The sequence below is a fragment of the Streptomyces albireticuli genome, from assembly GCF_021228125.1.
GTDB lineage: Bacteria > Actinomycetota > Actinomycetes > Streptomycetales > Streptomycetaceae > Streptomyces > Streptomyces albireticuli.
Map to the genome: position 1 here is coordinate 241,800 of NZ_JAJQQS010000004.1, position 15,228 is coordinate 257,027.

The 15,228-nt window shown below is 72.6% G+C and carries 13 protein-coding genes; 6 read left to right on the forward strand and 7 right to left on the reverse strand.

Annotated elements, in window-relative coordinates; genetic code table 11:
• Positions 1-188: 188 nt before the first annotated feature.
• The 5 genes from LUZ64_RS09465 to LUZ64_RS09485 all read left to right on the forward strand — a co-directional run bounded on the left by LUZ64_RS09465 (position 189) and on the right by LUZ64_RS09485 (position 7,260).
• Positions 189-1,616, forward strand: coding sequence for an FAD-dependent oxidoreductase (locus LUZ64_RS09465; protein ID WP_095581926.1), 1,428 nt, complete (start codon positions 189-191; stop codon positions 1,614-1,616).
• 266 nt (positions 1,617-1,882) lie between these two features.
• The gene (locus LUZ64_RS09470) at positions 1,883-3,172 is read left to right on the forward strand and encodes a pyridoxal phosphate-dependent aminotransferase (RefSeq protein WP_095581925.1); all 1,290 of its coding nucleotides are present in this window, start codon (positions 1,883-1,885) and stop codon (positions 3,170-3,172) included.
• Positions 3,173-3,507: 335 nt separating this feature from the next.
• A complete protein-coding gene (locus LUZ64_RS09475; protein WP_232390226.1) occupies positions 3,508-4,458 on the forward strand; it encodes a DMT family transporter in 951 nt (316 codons plus the stop codon).
• A 149-nt stretch (positions 4,459-4,607) separates the two neighbouring features.
• On the forward strand, positions 4,608-5,876 hold the full coding sequence (locus tag LUZ64_RS09480) for an amidohydrolase (protein WP_095581924.1): 1,269 nt from the start codon (positions 4,608-4,610) through the stop codon (positions 5,874-5,876).
• Positions 5,863-7,260 carry an MFS transporter gene (locus LUZ64_RS09485; RefSeq protein WP_095581923.1) on the forward strand — a complete coding sequence of 466 codons (1,398 nt, stop codon included), beginning with the start codon at positions 5,863-5,865 and terminating at the stop codon, positions 7,258-7,260. The genes LUZ64_RS09480 and LUZ64_RS09485 overlap by 14 nt, the downstream gene beginning before the upstream one ends.
• Positions 7,261-7,282: 22 nt before the next feature.
• Here LUZ64_RS09485 and LUZ64_RS09490 read toward each other — a convergent pair whose 3' ends face one another.
• The 3 genes from LUZ64_RS09490 to yczR all read right to left on the reverse strand — a co-directional run bounded on the left by LUZ64_RS09490 (position 7,283) and on the right by yczR (position 10,971).
• Positions 7,283-7,852 carry a nitroreductase family protein gene (locus LUZ64_RS09490; RefSeq protein ID WP_095581945.1) on the reverse strand — a complete coding sequence of 190 codons (570 nt, stop codon included), beginning with the start codon at positions 7,850-7,852 and terminating at the stop codon, positions 7,283-7,285.
• Between the two features lie 179 nt (positions 7,853-8,031).
• A complete protein-coding gene (locus LUZ64_RS09495) occupies positions 8,032-9,309 on the reverse strand; it encodes a cysteine desulfurase (RefSeq protein WP_232390227.1) in 1,278 nt (425 codons plus the stop codon).
• A 192-nt stretch (positions 9,310-9,501) separates the two neighbouring features.
• Positions 9,502-10,971, reverse strand: a complete 1,470-nt coding sequence (yczR, locus tag LUZ64_RS09500) for a MocR-like transcription factor YczR (RefSeq protein ID WP_095581921.1) — start codon at positions 10,969-10,971, stop codon at positions 9,502-9,504.
• 207 nt (positions 10,972-11,178) lie between these two features.
• Here yczR and LUZ64_RS09505 point away from each other — a divergent pair, with 207 nt between their 5' ends.
• Positions 11,179-11,718 carry a universal stress protein gene (locus tag LUZ64_RS09505; RefSeq protein WP_170116773.1) on the forward strand — a complete coding sequence of 180 codons (540 nt, stop codon included), beginning with the start codon at positions 11,179-11,181 and terminating at the stop codon, positions 11,716-11,718.
• 62 nt (positions 11,719-11,780) lie between these two features.
• Here LUZ64_RS09505 and LUZ64_RS09510 read toward each other — a convergent pair whose 3' ends face one another.
• The 4 genes from LUZ64_RS09510 to LUZ64_RS09525 all read right to left on the reverse strand — a co-directional run bounded on the left by LUZ64_RS09510 (position 11,781) and on the right by LUZ64_RS09525 (position 14,791).
• A complete protein-coding gene (locus LUZ64_RS09510; protein ID WP_095581919.1) occupies positions 11,781-12,620 on the reverse strand; it encodes a DUF2182 domain-containing protein in 840 nt (279 codons plus the stop codon).
• A complete protein-coding gene (locus tag LUZ64_RS09515) occupies positions 12,617-13,210 on the reverse strand; it encodes a DUF1326 domain-containing protein (RefSeq protein ID WP_087928900.1) in 594 nt (197 codons plus the stop codon). The genes LUZ64_RS09510 and LUZ64_RS09515 overlap by 4 nt, the downstream gene beginning before the upstream one ends.
• 143 nt (positions 13,211-13,353) lie before the next feature.
• Positions 13,354-14,079, reverse strand: a complete 726-nt coding sequence (locus LUZ64_RS09520) for an iron-containing redox enzyme family protein (RefSeq protein ID WP_087928899.1) — start codon at positions 14,077-14,079, stop codon at positions 13,354-13,356.
• 64 nt (positions 14,080-14,143) lie between these two features.
• On the reverse strand, positions 14,144-14,791 hold the full coding sequence (locus tag LUZ64_RS09525) for a hypothetical protein (protein ID WP_095581918.1): 648 nt from the start codon (positions 14,789-14,791) through the stop codon (positions 14,144-14,146).
• Positions 14,792-15,228: the final 437 nt, after the last annotated feature.

Consider the following 15,228-nt stretch of genomic DNA (forward strand, 5'->3'; position numbering starts at 1 on the left):
ACCCGCAACCTATCACCACTCCACCGCTTTCCTTTCACCCGGCCCCGGGCCTCCGCTACCGGACATAGCCGGATCAGGCCACCGCGCGGAGATCTCCGCGAGCCGTGGCTGGTCCATGATGAGGGCCATGCTGCAACCGAAATAAATGAGGCATCTGATTCATCGGCGGAACCGAGGGGACGTAATTCATGGAACGAGTTCTCGTCATCGGACATGGAATGGCCGGCGCCCGCCTCGCCAGCGAGCTCTCCCGGCGGGATCCGGAACTCTCCGTCACGATCCTCGGGGAGGAGCCGCAGGAGCCTTACAACCGCATTCTGCTGACGGACGTGCTGGCCGGCACGACGGACGAGAGCGAACTGGGCCTCACCGACGAGCGGAGCGCCGCGGAGATCCACCGTGGTGTGCGCGCCCTGCGTATCGACCGGAAAAGCGCGACCGTGTCCGCCGGCGACGGCCGGACCTATGGTTACGACGTCCTGGTGCTGGCGACCGGGAGCACCCCCCGGCTGCCCCCGGTGAAGGGACTGATTTCGGACGACGGAGGCCTGGCCCCGGGAATCGCCGTGTTCCACACGCTCGACGACTGCCGGCGCATTCTGCGGCTCGCCCGGGACTGTTCCCGCGCGGTGGTGCTGGGCGGTGGGCTGCTCGGCCTGGAGACCGCCCGTGCCCTCGCCCTGCGGGGCGTGGAGGTCGAGGTGCTGCACGCCGTGGACACGGTGATGGAACGCCACCTGGACGCCGAGGCGTCGTCGATGCTGATCGAACGGCTGGCCCGGCTGGGTGTGGCCGTCCGGACGGGTTGCGCCGTGACGAGGACGGTGGGCGCCGGACGGCTCACCGGGGTGCAGCTCGACGACGGTGAGGTCGTCCCGTGCGACCTCCTGGTCGTGTCGTGCGGTGCCAAGCCCGAGACCGCGGTGGCCGAGGCCGCGGGGCTGCCGGTCGGCAGGGGCGTACTCGTGGACGGGCGGATGCGGACGGCGGACCCGGCCGTCTACGCCATCGGCGACTGCGCCGAGCGGGACGGCGTGCTGCACGGGCTGGTCGCGGAGGCGTGGGAGCACGCCCGCGTGGCGGCGGACGCCATAGCGGGCCCGCTCGACGAGCCGCCGGCGGTGGCCCCCGCCGCGACCACCCGGCTCAAGGCCGACGGGATCGAGCTGACGGTGGTGGGCGAGTCCAACGTGCCCGCCGGCCCGGCGGGCGAGGGGCCGGAGGTCCTCACGTCCGTGGACCGCGACGGCGGCGTGTACCGGCGGGTCGCGCTGCGGGACGGCCGGATCGTGGGCGCGGTGCTGCTGGGCGGCGCGGAGGCGGAGGCCGACCGGATCATCGGGCTGTTCGCGGCCGGGGCCGTCGTCCCGGAGGCCGAGCGGCCCGCCCTGGTCCGGCCCGGCACGGCCGCGGAACCCGGCCGGACGGCCGGACCCGACCCCGACGCCACGGTCTGCTACTGCAACAACGTGCCGCGGAAGAAGATCCTCGAAGCGGTGTCGCGGGGGGCGGTGACGGTGGGCGCGGTGGCCCGGCGGACGAAGGCGTCCACGGGCTGCGGGATCTGCCGGAGCAAGGTGAAGGCGCTGATCGAGTCGGCGTCGGCGGAGGCGTAGCCCCCGACTGCCGGACGGGCTGATGTCAGCCCGTCCGGCGTTTGAGGACACCGCGCGTCAGCGCGGAAAAGGGGGCCCGGGGGCGAAGCCCCCGGTTACGGGAAGGGGCGGGTAGGGGAAGAAGCCCCGCGCAGCGGCACCCGTACCCGCACGCATACCCGCACCCGCACCCACGGCGAAATTCCGCTCACCGCACCCCCGTTCTCCGCTAGCCTCGCGCACTCGTCAGCGCCCCGCCCGTCACACCCCGTGGGAGCACACCCGTAATGACCACGCACAGCGCCAACCGTCTGATCAGCGTCGTCACCGACGACACGCGCGAACGCCGGCCCACCCCCCTGCGCCGCCTCGGCCAGTCCGCCAAGCTGGCCGACGTCTGCTACGACATCCGCGGCCCGGTGCTCCAGGAGGCGATGCGGCTGGAGCGGACGGGCCGGCGGATCCTGAAGCTGAACACCGGGAACCCCGCCGCGTTCGGCTTCGAGGCGCCCCCCGAGATCGTGCGGGACATCCAGGAGGCCCTGGCCTCCGCGCACGGCTACGGTGACGCCCAGGGACTTCCCGCCGCCCGGCGCGCCGTGGTGCAGCACTACGAGACGCGGGGCGTCGGCGGGATGGACATCGAGGACGTCTACCTGGGCAACGGCGTCTCCGAGCTCATCCAGATGTCCATGCAGGCGCTGCTGGACGACGGCGACGAGGTGCTCGTCCCGGCACCCGACTACCCCTTGTGGACCGCCTCCGTCAGCCTGTCGGGCGGACGTCCGGTGCACTACCGCTGCGACGAGGGCGCCGACTGGTTCCCGGACCTCGCGGACATCGAGGCCAAGGTGAGCGACCGCACCAAGGCCATCGTGCTGATCAACCCGAACAACCCCACCGGCGCGGTCTACGACGAGGAGCTGCTGCGCGGGATCGTCGACATCGCCGCCCGGCACCAACTGGTGCTCTGCGCCGACGAGATCTACGACAAGATCCTCTACGACGGCGCCGGCCACACCCCGCTCGCGAGCCTCGCGCCCGATCTGCTGTGCCTGACGTTCAACGGGCTGTCGAAGGCCTACCGGGTGTGCGGCTACCGGGCCGGCTGGATGGCGGTCAGCGGCCCAAAGGCCCATGCCCGGGAGTACCTGGAGGGCCTGACCATCCTGGCCAACATGCGGCTGTGTCCCAACATGCCCTCGCAGCACGCCATCGCCACGGCCCTGGGCGGCCGGCAGTCCGTCGAGGACCTGGTGCTGCCCGGCGGTCGGCTGCTCGCGCAGCGCGACGCGGCCTGGCGGGCCCTGTCCGACATCCCGGGCGTCAGCTGCGTCAAACCGAAGGGAGCGCTCTACGCGTTCCCGAAACTGGACCGGTCGGTGCACCGGATCGAGGACGACCGGCAGTTCGTCCTCGACCTGCTGCGGCAGGAGCAGATCCTGGTGGTCCAGGGGACCGGCTTCAACCTCCCGACACCGGACCACTTCCGCCTGGTGACGCTGCCCGGTGCCGAGGAGCTGACGGACGCGGTCACGCGCATCGGCTCGTTCCTGGCCACCTACCGGCAGAACTGACGGCGCGCGGCCCGTACCGGCCGGAACCCGCCGCCGAAACCAGACCACCTCCCCCGCATTGGCTAGGGTTCCGGCCGGTCCGACCTGCCTACCGTGGTTCCCGGGAGCCCCTCCGGCATACACCCCCGGTGCCGGCGGGGCCCCGCCGTGGGAGGGGCGCTCCGCGCGGGGAGGTGGCCCGTCGCGGAGCGCCGACCACGGATCTGGCCGACACCGGGCACGCCCTGATCATGGCCCCGGCCGGGCCCCCGCCCGTGCGGACTTCCCTCCCATGATGGGTGCGCGGGGCGATCACCTGGGCTGAGGGCAGTCCTGCGAGAGCGATAGGAAAACGCATGCAACCCGTCACCACTTCCAAGTCCAGTAACGGCGTAGGACTCGTGCTCGCGGGGATCGGGGTGCTGGCCTTCTCGCTGACGTTCCCGGCGACCCAGAAGGCCCTGCCCTCGTTCAACGCGTGGACGATCGGCATCGGACGGGCCGTCATCGCCGCGGCCGTCGCGGGCGCCTGTCTGATGATCAAGGGCGTCAAGCTGCCCGAGCGCCGGCACATGACGTCGCTGGTCCTCGTCGGCGTGGGCGTCGTGGCGGGCTACCCCATCTTCACCGCGCTGGCCCTGGAGCACGTGACCTCGGCGCACGCCGCGGTCGTGACCGGGCTCCTGCCGCTGGCCACCGCCGCGTGCGGCCGGCTGCTCGGCAACGAGCGGCCGAGCGCGCTGTTCTGGTGGGCCTCGGCCGCCGGCGCGGCCGTCATCGTGGCCTACTCGCTGCGGCACGGGGTCGGCGGCTTCGGCCTCGCGGACCTCTTCCTGATCGGCTCGCTCGTCACCGGTGGCCTCGGCTACGCGGAGGGCGGGAAGCTGTCGAAGTCCATGCCGGGCTGGCAGGTGATCTCCTGGGGCCTGGTGCTGTCACTGCCGCTCACGCTGCCGATCACCGTGGTGTCCGTCGTGGTGTCGCCGCCGCACGACATCGGCGCGCAGTCGCTGCTGGGGCTCGGCTATGTGTCGCTGTTCTCGATGTTCCTGGGGTTCTGCGCCTGGTACCCGGGCCTGGCCCGGGTCGGTGTCACCCGGGGCAGCCAGATGCAGCTGCTCCAGCCGCTGCTGACGGTGGGCTGGGCCGCGTGGCTGCTGGGCGAGTCGATCGACTCGTGGACCCTCGGCGCCGCGGTGCTCGTGCTCGTGTGCGTGGGGCTCGCGCAGTGGGCACGGCTCTCCACGCCCGCCGTCGCCCTCCCGGCGCCGCCCGAGCGGACACCGGTGCGCGCCGAGCGCACCTGACCCGCTCCTCCGGGCGGGCCCGGCCGCGGTCCCCGCCGCCGGGCCCGCCCGGTCCGTTCCCCATCGCCTCAGCCCGCCGCAGCCCCGCCGCGAACCGCCGTGCCACCGACGCCTTCGACAGTGCGCCTTCGACAGTAGGGGGATGATCCATGCCTGCGATCTTCGATGACCTGGACAGTCTGCTTCCGGACCTGGAGTACGTGTACAAGGACCTGCACGCGCATCCCGAACTCGCCTTCCAGGAGAAGCGCACGGCCTCCGTCGTCGCCGGCCGGCTGACGGGGCAGGGCTGGGAGGTGACCACCGGTGTCGGCGGCACCGGGGTCGTGGGCGTGCTGCGCAACGGCGACGGGCCCGTGGTGATGCTCCGCGCGGACATGGACGCCCTCCCGGTGCGGGAGGAGACCGGCCTGCCGTACGCCAGTCAGGTCACGGCCCTGGACGACCAGGGCGTACGGGTCCCGGTGATGCACGCCTGCGGGCACGATGTGCACGTCACCTGTCTGCTGGGCGCGTGCGCCCTGTTCGCGGCGCGGCGCGAGGAGTGGCGGGGGACGGTGGTCGCCGTCTTCCAGCCCGCCGAGGAGAGCGGTCTGGGGGCCCGGGCCATGGTGGCCGACGGGCTCTTCGAGCGGTTCCCGAAGCCCGAGGTCGTACTGGGCCAGCACGTCGGGCCGGGCCCGGCGGGACTGCTGGCCAAGGTGCCCGGGCTCGCCATGGGGGCCACCGACAACCTCAGCGTGCGGCTGTTCGGGCGCGGCGGGCACGGTTCCAAGCCCGAGTCGGCGGTGGACCCGGTCCTGATGGCCGCCCATCTGGTGACGCGGCTCCAGAGCGTCGTCTCCCGGGAGACCGCGGCACAGGATTCCGTGGTGGTGACCGTGGGGTCGCTGCACGCGGGTACCGCCGCCGCGGTCATCCCCGCCGAGGCGGAGCTGGGCATCAACGTGCGGACGTTCTCGCCCGCGGCCCGGGAGCGGGTCATGGCGGCGATCGAGCGGTTCGCGAAGGCGGAGTCGCTCGCGGCGGGGGCCCCGCGCGAGCCCGAGATCGTCTCGCGCTGCGAGCTGCCCGCCACGGTGAACGAGCCGGCCGCCACGGAGCGGGTGGCCGCCGCGCACGGCGCGCTGTTCGGCCCGGGAACCGTCGTCGAGCTGGGCCCGAACACCGCGAGCGAGGACTTCGGGGTGCTCGGCACGGAGGCCGGGGTGCCGTCGGTGCTGTGGTTCTTCGGCGGGAACGACCCCAAGGAGTTCGAGGCCGCGTTCCTCGCCGACCGCCTGGCCGAGGACATCCCGCAGAACCACTCCCCGAAGTACGCCCCGGTCGTCCAGCCGACCCTCTCCGTGGGGGTACGGGCCATGACCGCCGCGGCGCTGGCCTACCTCGCGCCCCGGGAGCCCGGTGTCCGCGCCTGACCGGGCGGTGGCGGGGCCGGCGCCGGAAGCGTCTCCCGGGCCCGGGCCCGCCGCGGCCGCCCCGGCGGGCGGCGGGCCGTCGGCCCTCCGCTACGCCGTGGGGGCCTTCGCCACCGGCACCTTCGGCACCGTGCCGGGTCTGCTGCTGCTCTACTACCTGACGGACACCCTGGCCGTGCCGGCCGCGGTGGCCTCGGTCGTGGTCTTCCTGCCCAAGGCGTGGGACGTCTTCCTCAACCCGTGGGTCGGCCGCCGCTCCGACCGTACGCGCGGGCGCTTCGGCCCCCGGCTGCCGTGGATGGCGGGCGGTGGCGTCGCCCTGTCGGCCGGCTTCGTGCTGCTGTTCGCGGCGCCGACGCCCAAGGGGCTGCCGTCGGCGGTCTGGGTGGGGGTGGCCTTCTTCTGCTGCGCCTCCGCCTACGCGGCGTTCCAGGTGCCGTACACGGCGGTGCTCGCCGAGCTCGCGGACGACCCGGCGATCCGGACCCGGCTCGCGACGTGGCGCACCGTCTTCTACGGCACGGCGATCCTGCTGGCCGGCGGGGCGGCCCCGCTGCTGGTGCACGCGGCGGACGGCGAGCGCGTCGGCTACGCGCTGATGGGCGGGGTCCTGGGGCTGGTGCTGCTGGCGGGGACCCTCGCGGCGGCGTCGAACGCGCCGCGCACGGCGGGCGCCCGGCCCCGGCCGGTGCCCATGACGTTCCGTCAGCAGGTGACCGTGGCGGGGGCGTCCCGGCCGTTCCGCCGGCTGCTCGGCGTCCATCTCGCGCAGACGCTGGCGACCGGGATCATGCTCGGGTCCGCGCAGTACTTCGCGACGTACCGGCTGCACGACTCGCGGGCGACGACCGCGCTGTTCGGCTGTCTGATCCTCCCGCTGCTGCTGGCGGCGCCGGTCTGGCACACGGCGGGGCGGCGGCTGGGCCCGGCGCGCGGTCTGCTGGCCGCCGTCTGCCTGTTCATCGCGGGCGCGGCGCTGCTCCTGGCCACCCCGGTGGTGCCGAGGCTCCTCGTGTACGGGTTCGTCGCCGTGTGCGGCGTCGGGTACGCGGGGATGCAGACCTTCGCCGTGGCCATGCTGAGCGACGTCATCGCCGACGACGCGCGGGAGCGGGGCGCGGGCCACAGCCGCGGGGGCGCGTTCACCGGGCTGTGGACGGCGGCGGAGGTGATCGGGGCCGGTGCGGGGCCCGCGCTGTTCTCCGGGCTGCTGGCGGTCACCGGCTTCGTGTCGTCGGACGCGGAGCACCGGGCGGCGCAGCCGGGGGCGGCCCTGACGGCCGTACTGCTGGGGGTGTCGCTGCTGCCGGCGCTGGTCCTGGTGCCCGCGGTCGTGTGCGCCGGGCGGCTGGCGCGCGACCGCGGGGACCGGCCCGGCCGCTGAGCCGGCCCCGGTGGGCCCCGGGTCACGCCCCGGGGCCCACCGGGGCGAGGAGCGACGACAGCTTGGCCCGCGCGTCCCCGGGCGGGCGGGGCGCGAGCGGGCGCCGGGCGTCGGGGGTCCCGACGTACAGCCAGCCGAGCGACTGCTCGGTGCCGGCGAGGCCGAGCACGCGTCGCACCGGTGGGGCGTCGGCGAGGGCTCCGGTCCGCCAGATGGAGCCCCAGCCGCGCTCCTGGAGCAGCAGGACCAGGGTGTGGACCGCGCACACGGTGGCCGCGAGCTGCTCCCAGCGGGGGACCTTGGGGTGGTCCCGGGGGCAGAGCACCACGGAGATCAGCAGGGGTGCCCGCAGGGCCTTGGCGGCGGTCCGCTCGCGGTCGGCGGGGGCGCCGCCGGCCGCCTCCGCCATCGCCTCGCCCAGCAGGCGCCGTTCGTCGCCCCGGAGGACGACCAGCCGCCAGGGCGAGAGCCGCCCGTGGTCGGGCGCCGTCATCGCCAGCTCGACGAGCTCCGCCAGCTCCCGGTCGTCCGGGCCGGGGCCGGTCAGGCGGGTGGCGCTGCGCCGGGCGAGCACGGTCTGTTCGACGTTCATCTTCCCCTGCACCTTCTCCACCCGGTTTTCACCAGGGCGCTCGATAATTCCTGCGCCCATGGTGAAGGGAGAAAATGCCGCCGGGACAGGGACGCGCGGCGCCCCTTAGCGGTCATGACCGGATCCGACCACACGGGAGGGCCGGGCGGGCACCGGGGTGCGGGGGCGCCGGAAAGGTGTCACAAGAAGTAGCGCTGTGCCGCGCGTACGCCTTCGGCGAGGGCCTTCACGTCGTCCGCGGAATTGTAGAGATAGAAGCTGGCGCGGGCCGTCGCGGGAATGCCGTAGCGGTCGCAGATGGGCCGTGCGCAGTGATGGCCGACGCGGACGGCGACGCCCCGGTCGTCCAGGACCTGGCCGACGTCGTGCGGGTGGATCCCGTCGACGGTGAAGGCGATCGTGGCGCCCCGGTCCCGGGTCGTCCGGGGGCCGATGACGGTCACGCCGTCGATGTCCCCGAGCGCTTCGAGGGCGAGCCGGGTGAGGGTGTTCTCGTGTGCCTCGACGTGCTTCATGCCGAGTGCCTCGAGGTAGCGGACGGCGGCGGCGAGGCCGACCGCCTGGGGGGCCATGGGCACGCCGGCCTCGAACCGCTGCGGGGGCGCGAGGAAGGTGGTGCGGTCCATGCGCACCTCTTCGATCATGGAGCCGCCGGTGAGGAAGGGGGGCATCCGCTCAAGGAGGTCCCGGCGTCCCCAGAGCACGCCGATGCCGTTGGGGCCGAGCATCTTGTGGGCGGAGAAGGCGAAGAAGTCGGCGCCCAGTTCCATGACGTCGATGGGCTGGTGTGCCACCGACTGCGCGCCGTCGACCAGCAGCATCGCGCCGACGGCGTGGGCGCGGTCGGCGAGGGCGCGGACGGGGTTGACGGTCCCGAGCACGTTGGACTGGTGGGTCACGGCGACGAGCCGGGTGCGCTCGCCGACGAGCTCGTCGAAGGTGGTGGCGTCGAGGCGGCCGTCGTCGGTGAGGGGCACCCAGCGCAGGGTGGCGCCGGTCCGTCCGGCCAGCTGCTGCCAGGGCACGAGGTTGGCGTGGTGCTCCATCTCGGTCACCAGGATCTCGTCGCCGGGGCCGAGGCGGAAGCCGGCGTACTCCTCCCCCGCCTGGCTCGCGTTGTTCATCGCGTAGGCGACGAGGTTGACGGACTCCGTCGCGCTGCGGGTGAAGACGATCTCGTCGGCCCGGGCCCCGATGAATCCGGCGACGGTCTCGCGGGCCGATTCGTAACCCTCCGTCGCCTCCTCGGCCAGCTGGTGCGCGCCGCGGTGCGCGGCGGCGTTGTGGTGGAGGTAGAAGTCCCGCTCCGCGTCGAGCACCTGGAGGGGCTTCTGGGAGGTGGCGGCGGAATCCAGATAGACGAGGCGCTGGTCGTCCCGGATGCGCCTGCCCAGGATGGGGAAGTCCTTCTTGATGACGTCGGGGTCGAATGCCGCATTGTCCAGGCTGGCTGTCACCGAGAATCGTCTCCCTTGGCGCTTCATACTGCTGACATATCGCTGACATATTTCAGTCGGTGTCTTTTCCTCAACCATCGTAGGGGGCACCGGCATTCACCCGTCCGGGGGCCGTTCCCCGGACCGCCCTGAACCGGCCACGCCCGGTTCAGGGCGGGCGCGGTGGTCATGTCCCGCATGGGGCGAGGGAGTTCAGACCACCCAGTGCGGGCGCTCGACCGCGGACTCCAGGGGCATCCCCTCGTCGAGCGAGGCGGCGAGGCGGCGGACCGCCTCGTCCAGGGTGTCGGCGGGCAGGGTGTAGGGGATGCGCAGGCGGTGTTCGAACGTCCCGGGGTCGGCGCCGAAGCGGGCGCCGCTCTCGATGCGCACACCGTGGCCGAGCGCCCGGTCGGCCAGCGCCGAGGCCACCGGCCGCCCCAGGTCGACCCAGAGCGAGAGCCCGCCGGCCGGCAGCCGCCAGTCCCACCGCGGCGCGTGCCGCCCCAGCGCCCCGGCGAGCGCGTCCCGCTGCGCGCGCACCTGCTCGATGCGGGTGGTGAGCCAGTCACCGGTGGACTCCATGAGGGCGACGGCGAGGAGCTGGTCCAGCACGGAGCCGGCCATGTCCACGGTCACCCGGAGCCCGGCGAGTTCGTTGATCAGCCGGGGTGCCGCCCGCAGCCAGCCGATGCGCATGCCGCCCCAGAGGGTCTTGCTCAGGGAGCCGATCGTGATCACGTGGTCGCCCTCGCCGGGCGCGGCGTGCGAGGCGTAGGGCGCCGGGACGGGAACGTCGAGGGCGATGTCGGCGAGGGTCTCGTCGATCACCAGCCAGGTGCCCGACTTACGGGTGGCGCGGACGACCTGGGCGCGCTGGGCGACGGGCATGAGGCAGCCGACCGGGTTCTGGAAGTCGGGGATCAGATAGGCCAGCCGGGGCACCACCTGGCGCAGGGTGGACTCCATGATCTCCAGGTCCCAGCCGTTCTCGGTGACGGGCACCGGGGCCATCCGCAGCCGGGCCCGCCGGATCGCCTCCAGGGCGTTGGGATAGGAGGGGTTCTCGACCATGACCCGGTCGCCGGGCCCGCACAGCAGCCCGATCGTCAGCATCAGGGCCTGCTGGGCGCCGGAGGTGATGATGATCTGCTCGGGGCGGGTCGGCAGGCCGCGCCGGGTGTAGCGGTCGGCGACGGCGGCGCGTAATTCGATGAGCCCGAAGGGGTTGTAGCCGGCCGTCCGCGCCCGCTCCGTCAGCCGCGGGGCGACCTTGGCCAGGGCGTGGGTGAGGACCTCCTCGGGCAGCGCGAGGGCCGCGGCCGTGAGGTTGATGAAGGCGTCGGGGGCGGGCTGGAGCCGGCTGACGCCCGCGGTCTCGCCGCCGTCGGGCACGGCCGTCCAGGTGCCCGACCCCCGGCGGCTGAGGGCGTAACCGCTCTCGCGCAGCAGGTCGTAGGCGGCGGTGACGGTGGCCCGGCTCATCCTGAGTGTCGGGGCGAGTTCGCGCTCGGCGGGCAGTTTCACATGGAGCGCGATCCGCCCGTCGAGGATCAGGGCGCGGATGGCCGCGGCGAGGTGGCGGTAGACGGGACGGGCCATCGTCACGTCAGAGAGCAGTGCGCCCAGCCTCCGGGCCCCGATCGACCTGCCTCCGGACTGCGGGGTGTACGTGTCAGGCATACCACTACCTCTGAATTGGTCGTGTTTTCCAGACCAATGAATGTACAGACTCGTTCACGTGGCAAGCCCGGCCACGCGAACCGGCCGCACCGGGACGGCCGTGGCCGGGAGCCGCGCGAGGAGCGCGGGGAGGCCGGGGAAGTGGCCGGAGCGGCAGCCCGAATGACGGACCGTCAGCTCCCTGGGGCGCGAGGAGGAAGGAGAGCCGTGTCCCACGCATCAGGACGCGTCATCGTGGGGGTCAGCGGATCGCTGGGCAGCCTGGCGGCGCTCCGCCGGGCGGTCGAGGAGGCCCGGCGCGACGGCCGGACGCTGGTGGCGGTGATCGCCTGGGCCCCGCCGGAGGGCGAGACCCTGTACCGGAGGGCGCCGTGCCCGCCACTGGCGAAGGCGTGGGCGGGCAAGGCCGCGGACCGGCTGGACACGGCCTTCCACGAGGCGCTCGGCGGGGTGCCGGAGGACGTGGACGTGGAGTTCGAGGTGGTGCGCGCCGCGCCCGGGTTCGCACTCTGCGACATCGCCGACCGGGCGGGCGACCTGCTGGTCGTCGGGGCGGGCGGGCAGGGCCTGGCGGGCCGCCTCCGGTGGGGCCCGGTCCGCCGCTACGTCCTGGCGAAGGCGCGCTGCCCGGTGCTGGCGGTGCCCGCTCCCGCCGTGTCCTGGCGGACGGCCCGCGCCGCCCTGCGCCGGGTCGATCCGATGGACTTCACCCCGCGGCGCGCCGACCCCCACGGGACGACGGCGTGACGTCCCGTGGCCGGCGGACGGGTCCCCGGGGAGGGCGCGCGGGCGCGCCCCGCTCGGGCCGGTCAGCCGACGAGGCCGGCGAGCGGGGTGTGCAGGAGCGGGTCGCACATGAGGATCACGCCGAGGCCGGCCAGCACCCCGCCGGTGGCCATGGCGATCCTCTTGCCGGCCTTGAGGGCGCGCTCGGCCAGGAAGAGCAGGGTGAGGATGCCCATCCAGAGCAGGTTGTGCAGGCCCACGGCGACCTGGACCAGCATCAGGGCCCAGCAGCAGCCGAGGCAGTACAGGCCGTTGAGGACACCGGCCCGCAGGGTGCCGAGCGTCCCGGCCTTGAAGTCATGGGTGAGGACGAACGACAGCGGGCTGCGGCAGACGGTGAGGCAGCGCGTCTTGAGGCCGGTGAACTGGAAGAGACCGGCGGCCGTGATGACGACGCCGGCGCCCGCGACCGACCAGGGGCTGCCCTCGGAGACCGGGAGCAGCCAGCGCTTGCCCGCCAGGAGCAGCAGCGGTACGAGTCCGGAGAGCACCCAGATCAGCAGATAGCCACCGATGAACACCGAGGTCGAGACGGCTCCGGCGCGCCCCTTGGGACGGGTGACGAACCGGTGGGCGGCGACCAGCGGCACGGCCACGGGCAGCATCATGGCGATCACCATGCCCGCCCACATCGCGAGGAACATCTCCGCCTCGGTGGCCGAGAGGGTGCCCGCGGTGGCGCTCCCGTGGCCGCTGTGGCCGCCTCCGGACATCCCCGGCATGTCCGCCGTCCCCGCGGACCCGCCCGAGTGGGAGGACCCGCTCAGGTACATCCACCACCAGGCGAGGGCCGATACGGCGCACACCCACACCGCGGTGGTGAGGGTGAGGCGCCGCATCACGATCTGAGGCGCAGTGGTCACTCCGACCCCATCTTCATGGGTCCGAAGTCCGCGTGCACCAGGGGCCAGTCCCAGCCGAGGTCGGGGTCGACGAACCGGCTCTCGGTCTTGGCCAGCAGCCGCTCGCCGCCGAAGGACATCAGGGCGTTGTGCACCGCGATGGGCGTCTCGCCGTCGCGGCCCAGCAGCGGCTTGACCGGGATGGTGCTGGCCCGGCCGAGCTGGAAGTAGGGCTTGTCCCCCGAGTCGTCGAGCTCGATGGGGACCCTGCGGACGCCCTTGAAGTCCTCGACCAGCGTGAACAGCAGGGCGAGCAGCCCGCCGGCCTTGCCGGTGAGGATCTGCTCCATGGCCTCGCTCTGCGCCTCGGGCGTCTCCTCGCCGATGTACACGGCGACCTTCAGACCGCCGTCCCAGACGTGCTTGACGGTCCGGTAGGCGACACCGAGCTTGCAGCCGGCCAGGTCGACGTCACCGTAGTGGCCTTTGTCGACGATGCCGACGCCGATGGCGTCGCAGGATCCGTGGGTCGGTGCCTCCGCGAACCAGCAGGGGCAGGGCGTGCCGCAGTTGCACGCGCCCGCCAGGCGGCCCTCGATCGACCACTCCATAGCGCGAGTCCTTTCAGGATCGTTGACCGACAGCCGTCCCCGGCTGTCCGGGCGTGGGTGCCCGCCGGTGCCGGGCCGTGCGCCGGCGGGCGAGGCCGGCCGGGGTGCCGCGGGGAGGGCCCGCGGCACCCCGGCCGCGCCGGTCAGGCCGTGGCGGCCGCCAGCTCGGCCTCCTTGGCACGGGTGGCCTCGTACGCCTCGACGAAGTACATCGTGAAGAGCTTGTACAGGTGGGCGAAGTGGCCGAGCAGCCGCTCGACGTCGGCGTCCGTCTTCACCAGCGTCATCAGGGTGTTCCACACGTCGCCGGTGTGGTCCTCCTCGATGTCGTAGTTGACGTGCGTACGGGCGCCCTTGACCTCGTCCTTGCCGAGGGTCTTCTCCAGGTTGTCCAGCCAGTCCGGCTGGGTCTTGCGGGTCGTGTACTCCAGGAAGTAGCTGCTGGCTATGGCGGCCAGCGGGGTGCCCTCGAACTCCAGGCAGTAGAGGAAGTAGCCGTTCAGCAGCTTGGTGGCCAGGAACGGGTCGGTGGAGTAGACCTCCTCCGGCTCGATGCCCACCCGGGCCAGGTCGGCGAGGAAGAGACGGTCGTGCAGCATCTCGTCATCGGTGTACTCGGCCCACTCCTTGGCCGCCACCGGGTCGTGCAGGGTGAAGTAGCGGATGGCGTGGGCGTCGATGGTGCGCTTGCGGCGGATCCGCAGGATCGTCTCGATGGTGTGCCGCTTGTAGTACGGCATGTCGACCTCGGCGTCGCTGAGGAAGTGCGTGGCGTACGGCACCTCCTTGTAGAACTGCCCGATGTAGGCGTCGAGCTTCGCGTTGACCTGCTCGCGCAGCTCCGGGCGGATGATCTCGGTGTCGGACATATGTGTCTCTCCTGGATCCTGTTGGATTTTCACTTGCCGATCGGCCGGCCGCCGGCCGCGAGGGCTACTGGCCGACCGACCCCGAACCTGACGGCACCCGGGTCTCTCCGATGAGGTCCTCCATCGAGAAATCCATCTTTCCCGCCGCCGTGGCTTCGAGCAGGGGCCCGAATCCATAACCGGACAGCCGCTGCACTACCTCCGCCACATCGGCGACGATGGTGTAGTAATCGTCGCCGCGCTCCGGAATCGCATACGGTCCGGCCACCACCTTCGCTCCCGACGCCTCGAAGCCGGAGAGTTTTCCGCCCCGGCAGTAGGAGACGACCTTCTTGATGGGCAGATTCGCCAGCGCCCATTGCGAGGCCCAGCCGAACAACAGCCGGGAATAGGGCAGATCCCGTCCATGGCTGGGCGCGGAGACCAGTCGCCCGAGTTCCCAGACCGTCGAGTCGCCCTTCAACTCGTCCGGCAGGAGACCAAGCTCCTCGATCTCGGTGGTGCAGGCCGTGACCGGCACGATGCGAAGGGTCGCCCGGACACGGTCGCCCTTGCGGAGCAGGAATACTTTGCCTTGAAGGTCACGGTCCTTGTCAAGCCACCAGAACTCGCTCTCCGGGAAGCGGGGTTCATAACGGAGCAGACGCAGGGCGTGGGCCTCCGAGAGGTCTTCTATGTGCTGCGCGAGTGAGAATCGGTAGAGGTCTTCCATGAATCCTCCCGAGTCGAACGGCGAAAGAGCAGCCCTCCCATTAAGTTCCTCATCATGGCCCCGCCAATAGCCGCTGGCCAGAAAAAGCCATGGCCCTGAATGGGGCATGCCCGGATGCAGACGTCCGGCCCGGGGCGGCCACCAGCCCTGATGCGGCCACGGAGGGTGTCCGCATCAGGTCATGCCCGGTTGATGCGCACACCCGCGAACGCGGCGGATCGGTGGCATGATCCAGGATGGGGGAGGCCACCGGGCCGGGCCGACGGGCCCATCGGCGACCGGGCCGGATCCGCGGTCCCACGGCCGCGCCCTGGGGCGCCGACCGCCGGCACCCGGGCCCCCGACCGCGGGTCAGGGCCGCCCCGCCGGGGGTCCTCCGGACACAGAAAGTCACTGAATACTGTGGAAGCGCACATCGGAAAAGTCTCCGATCCCTC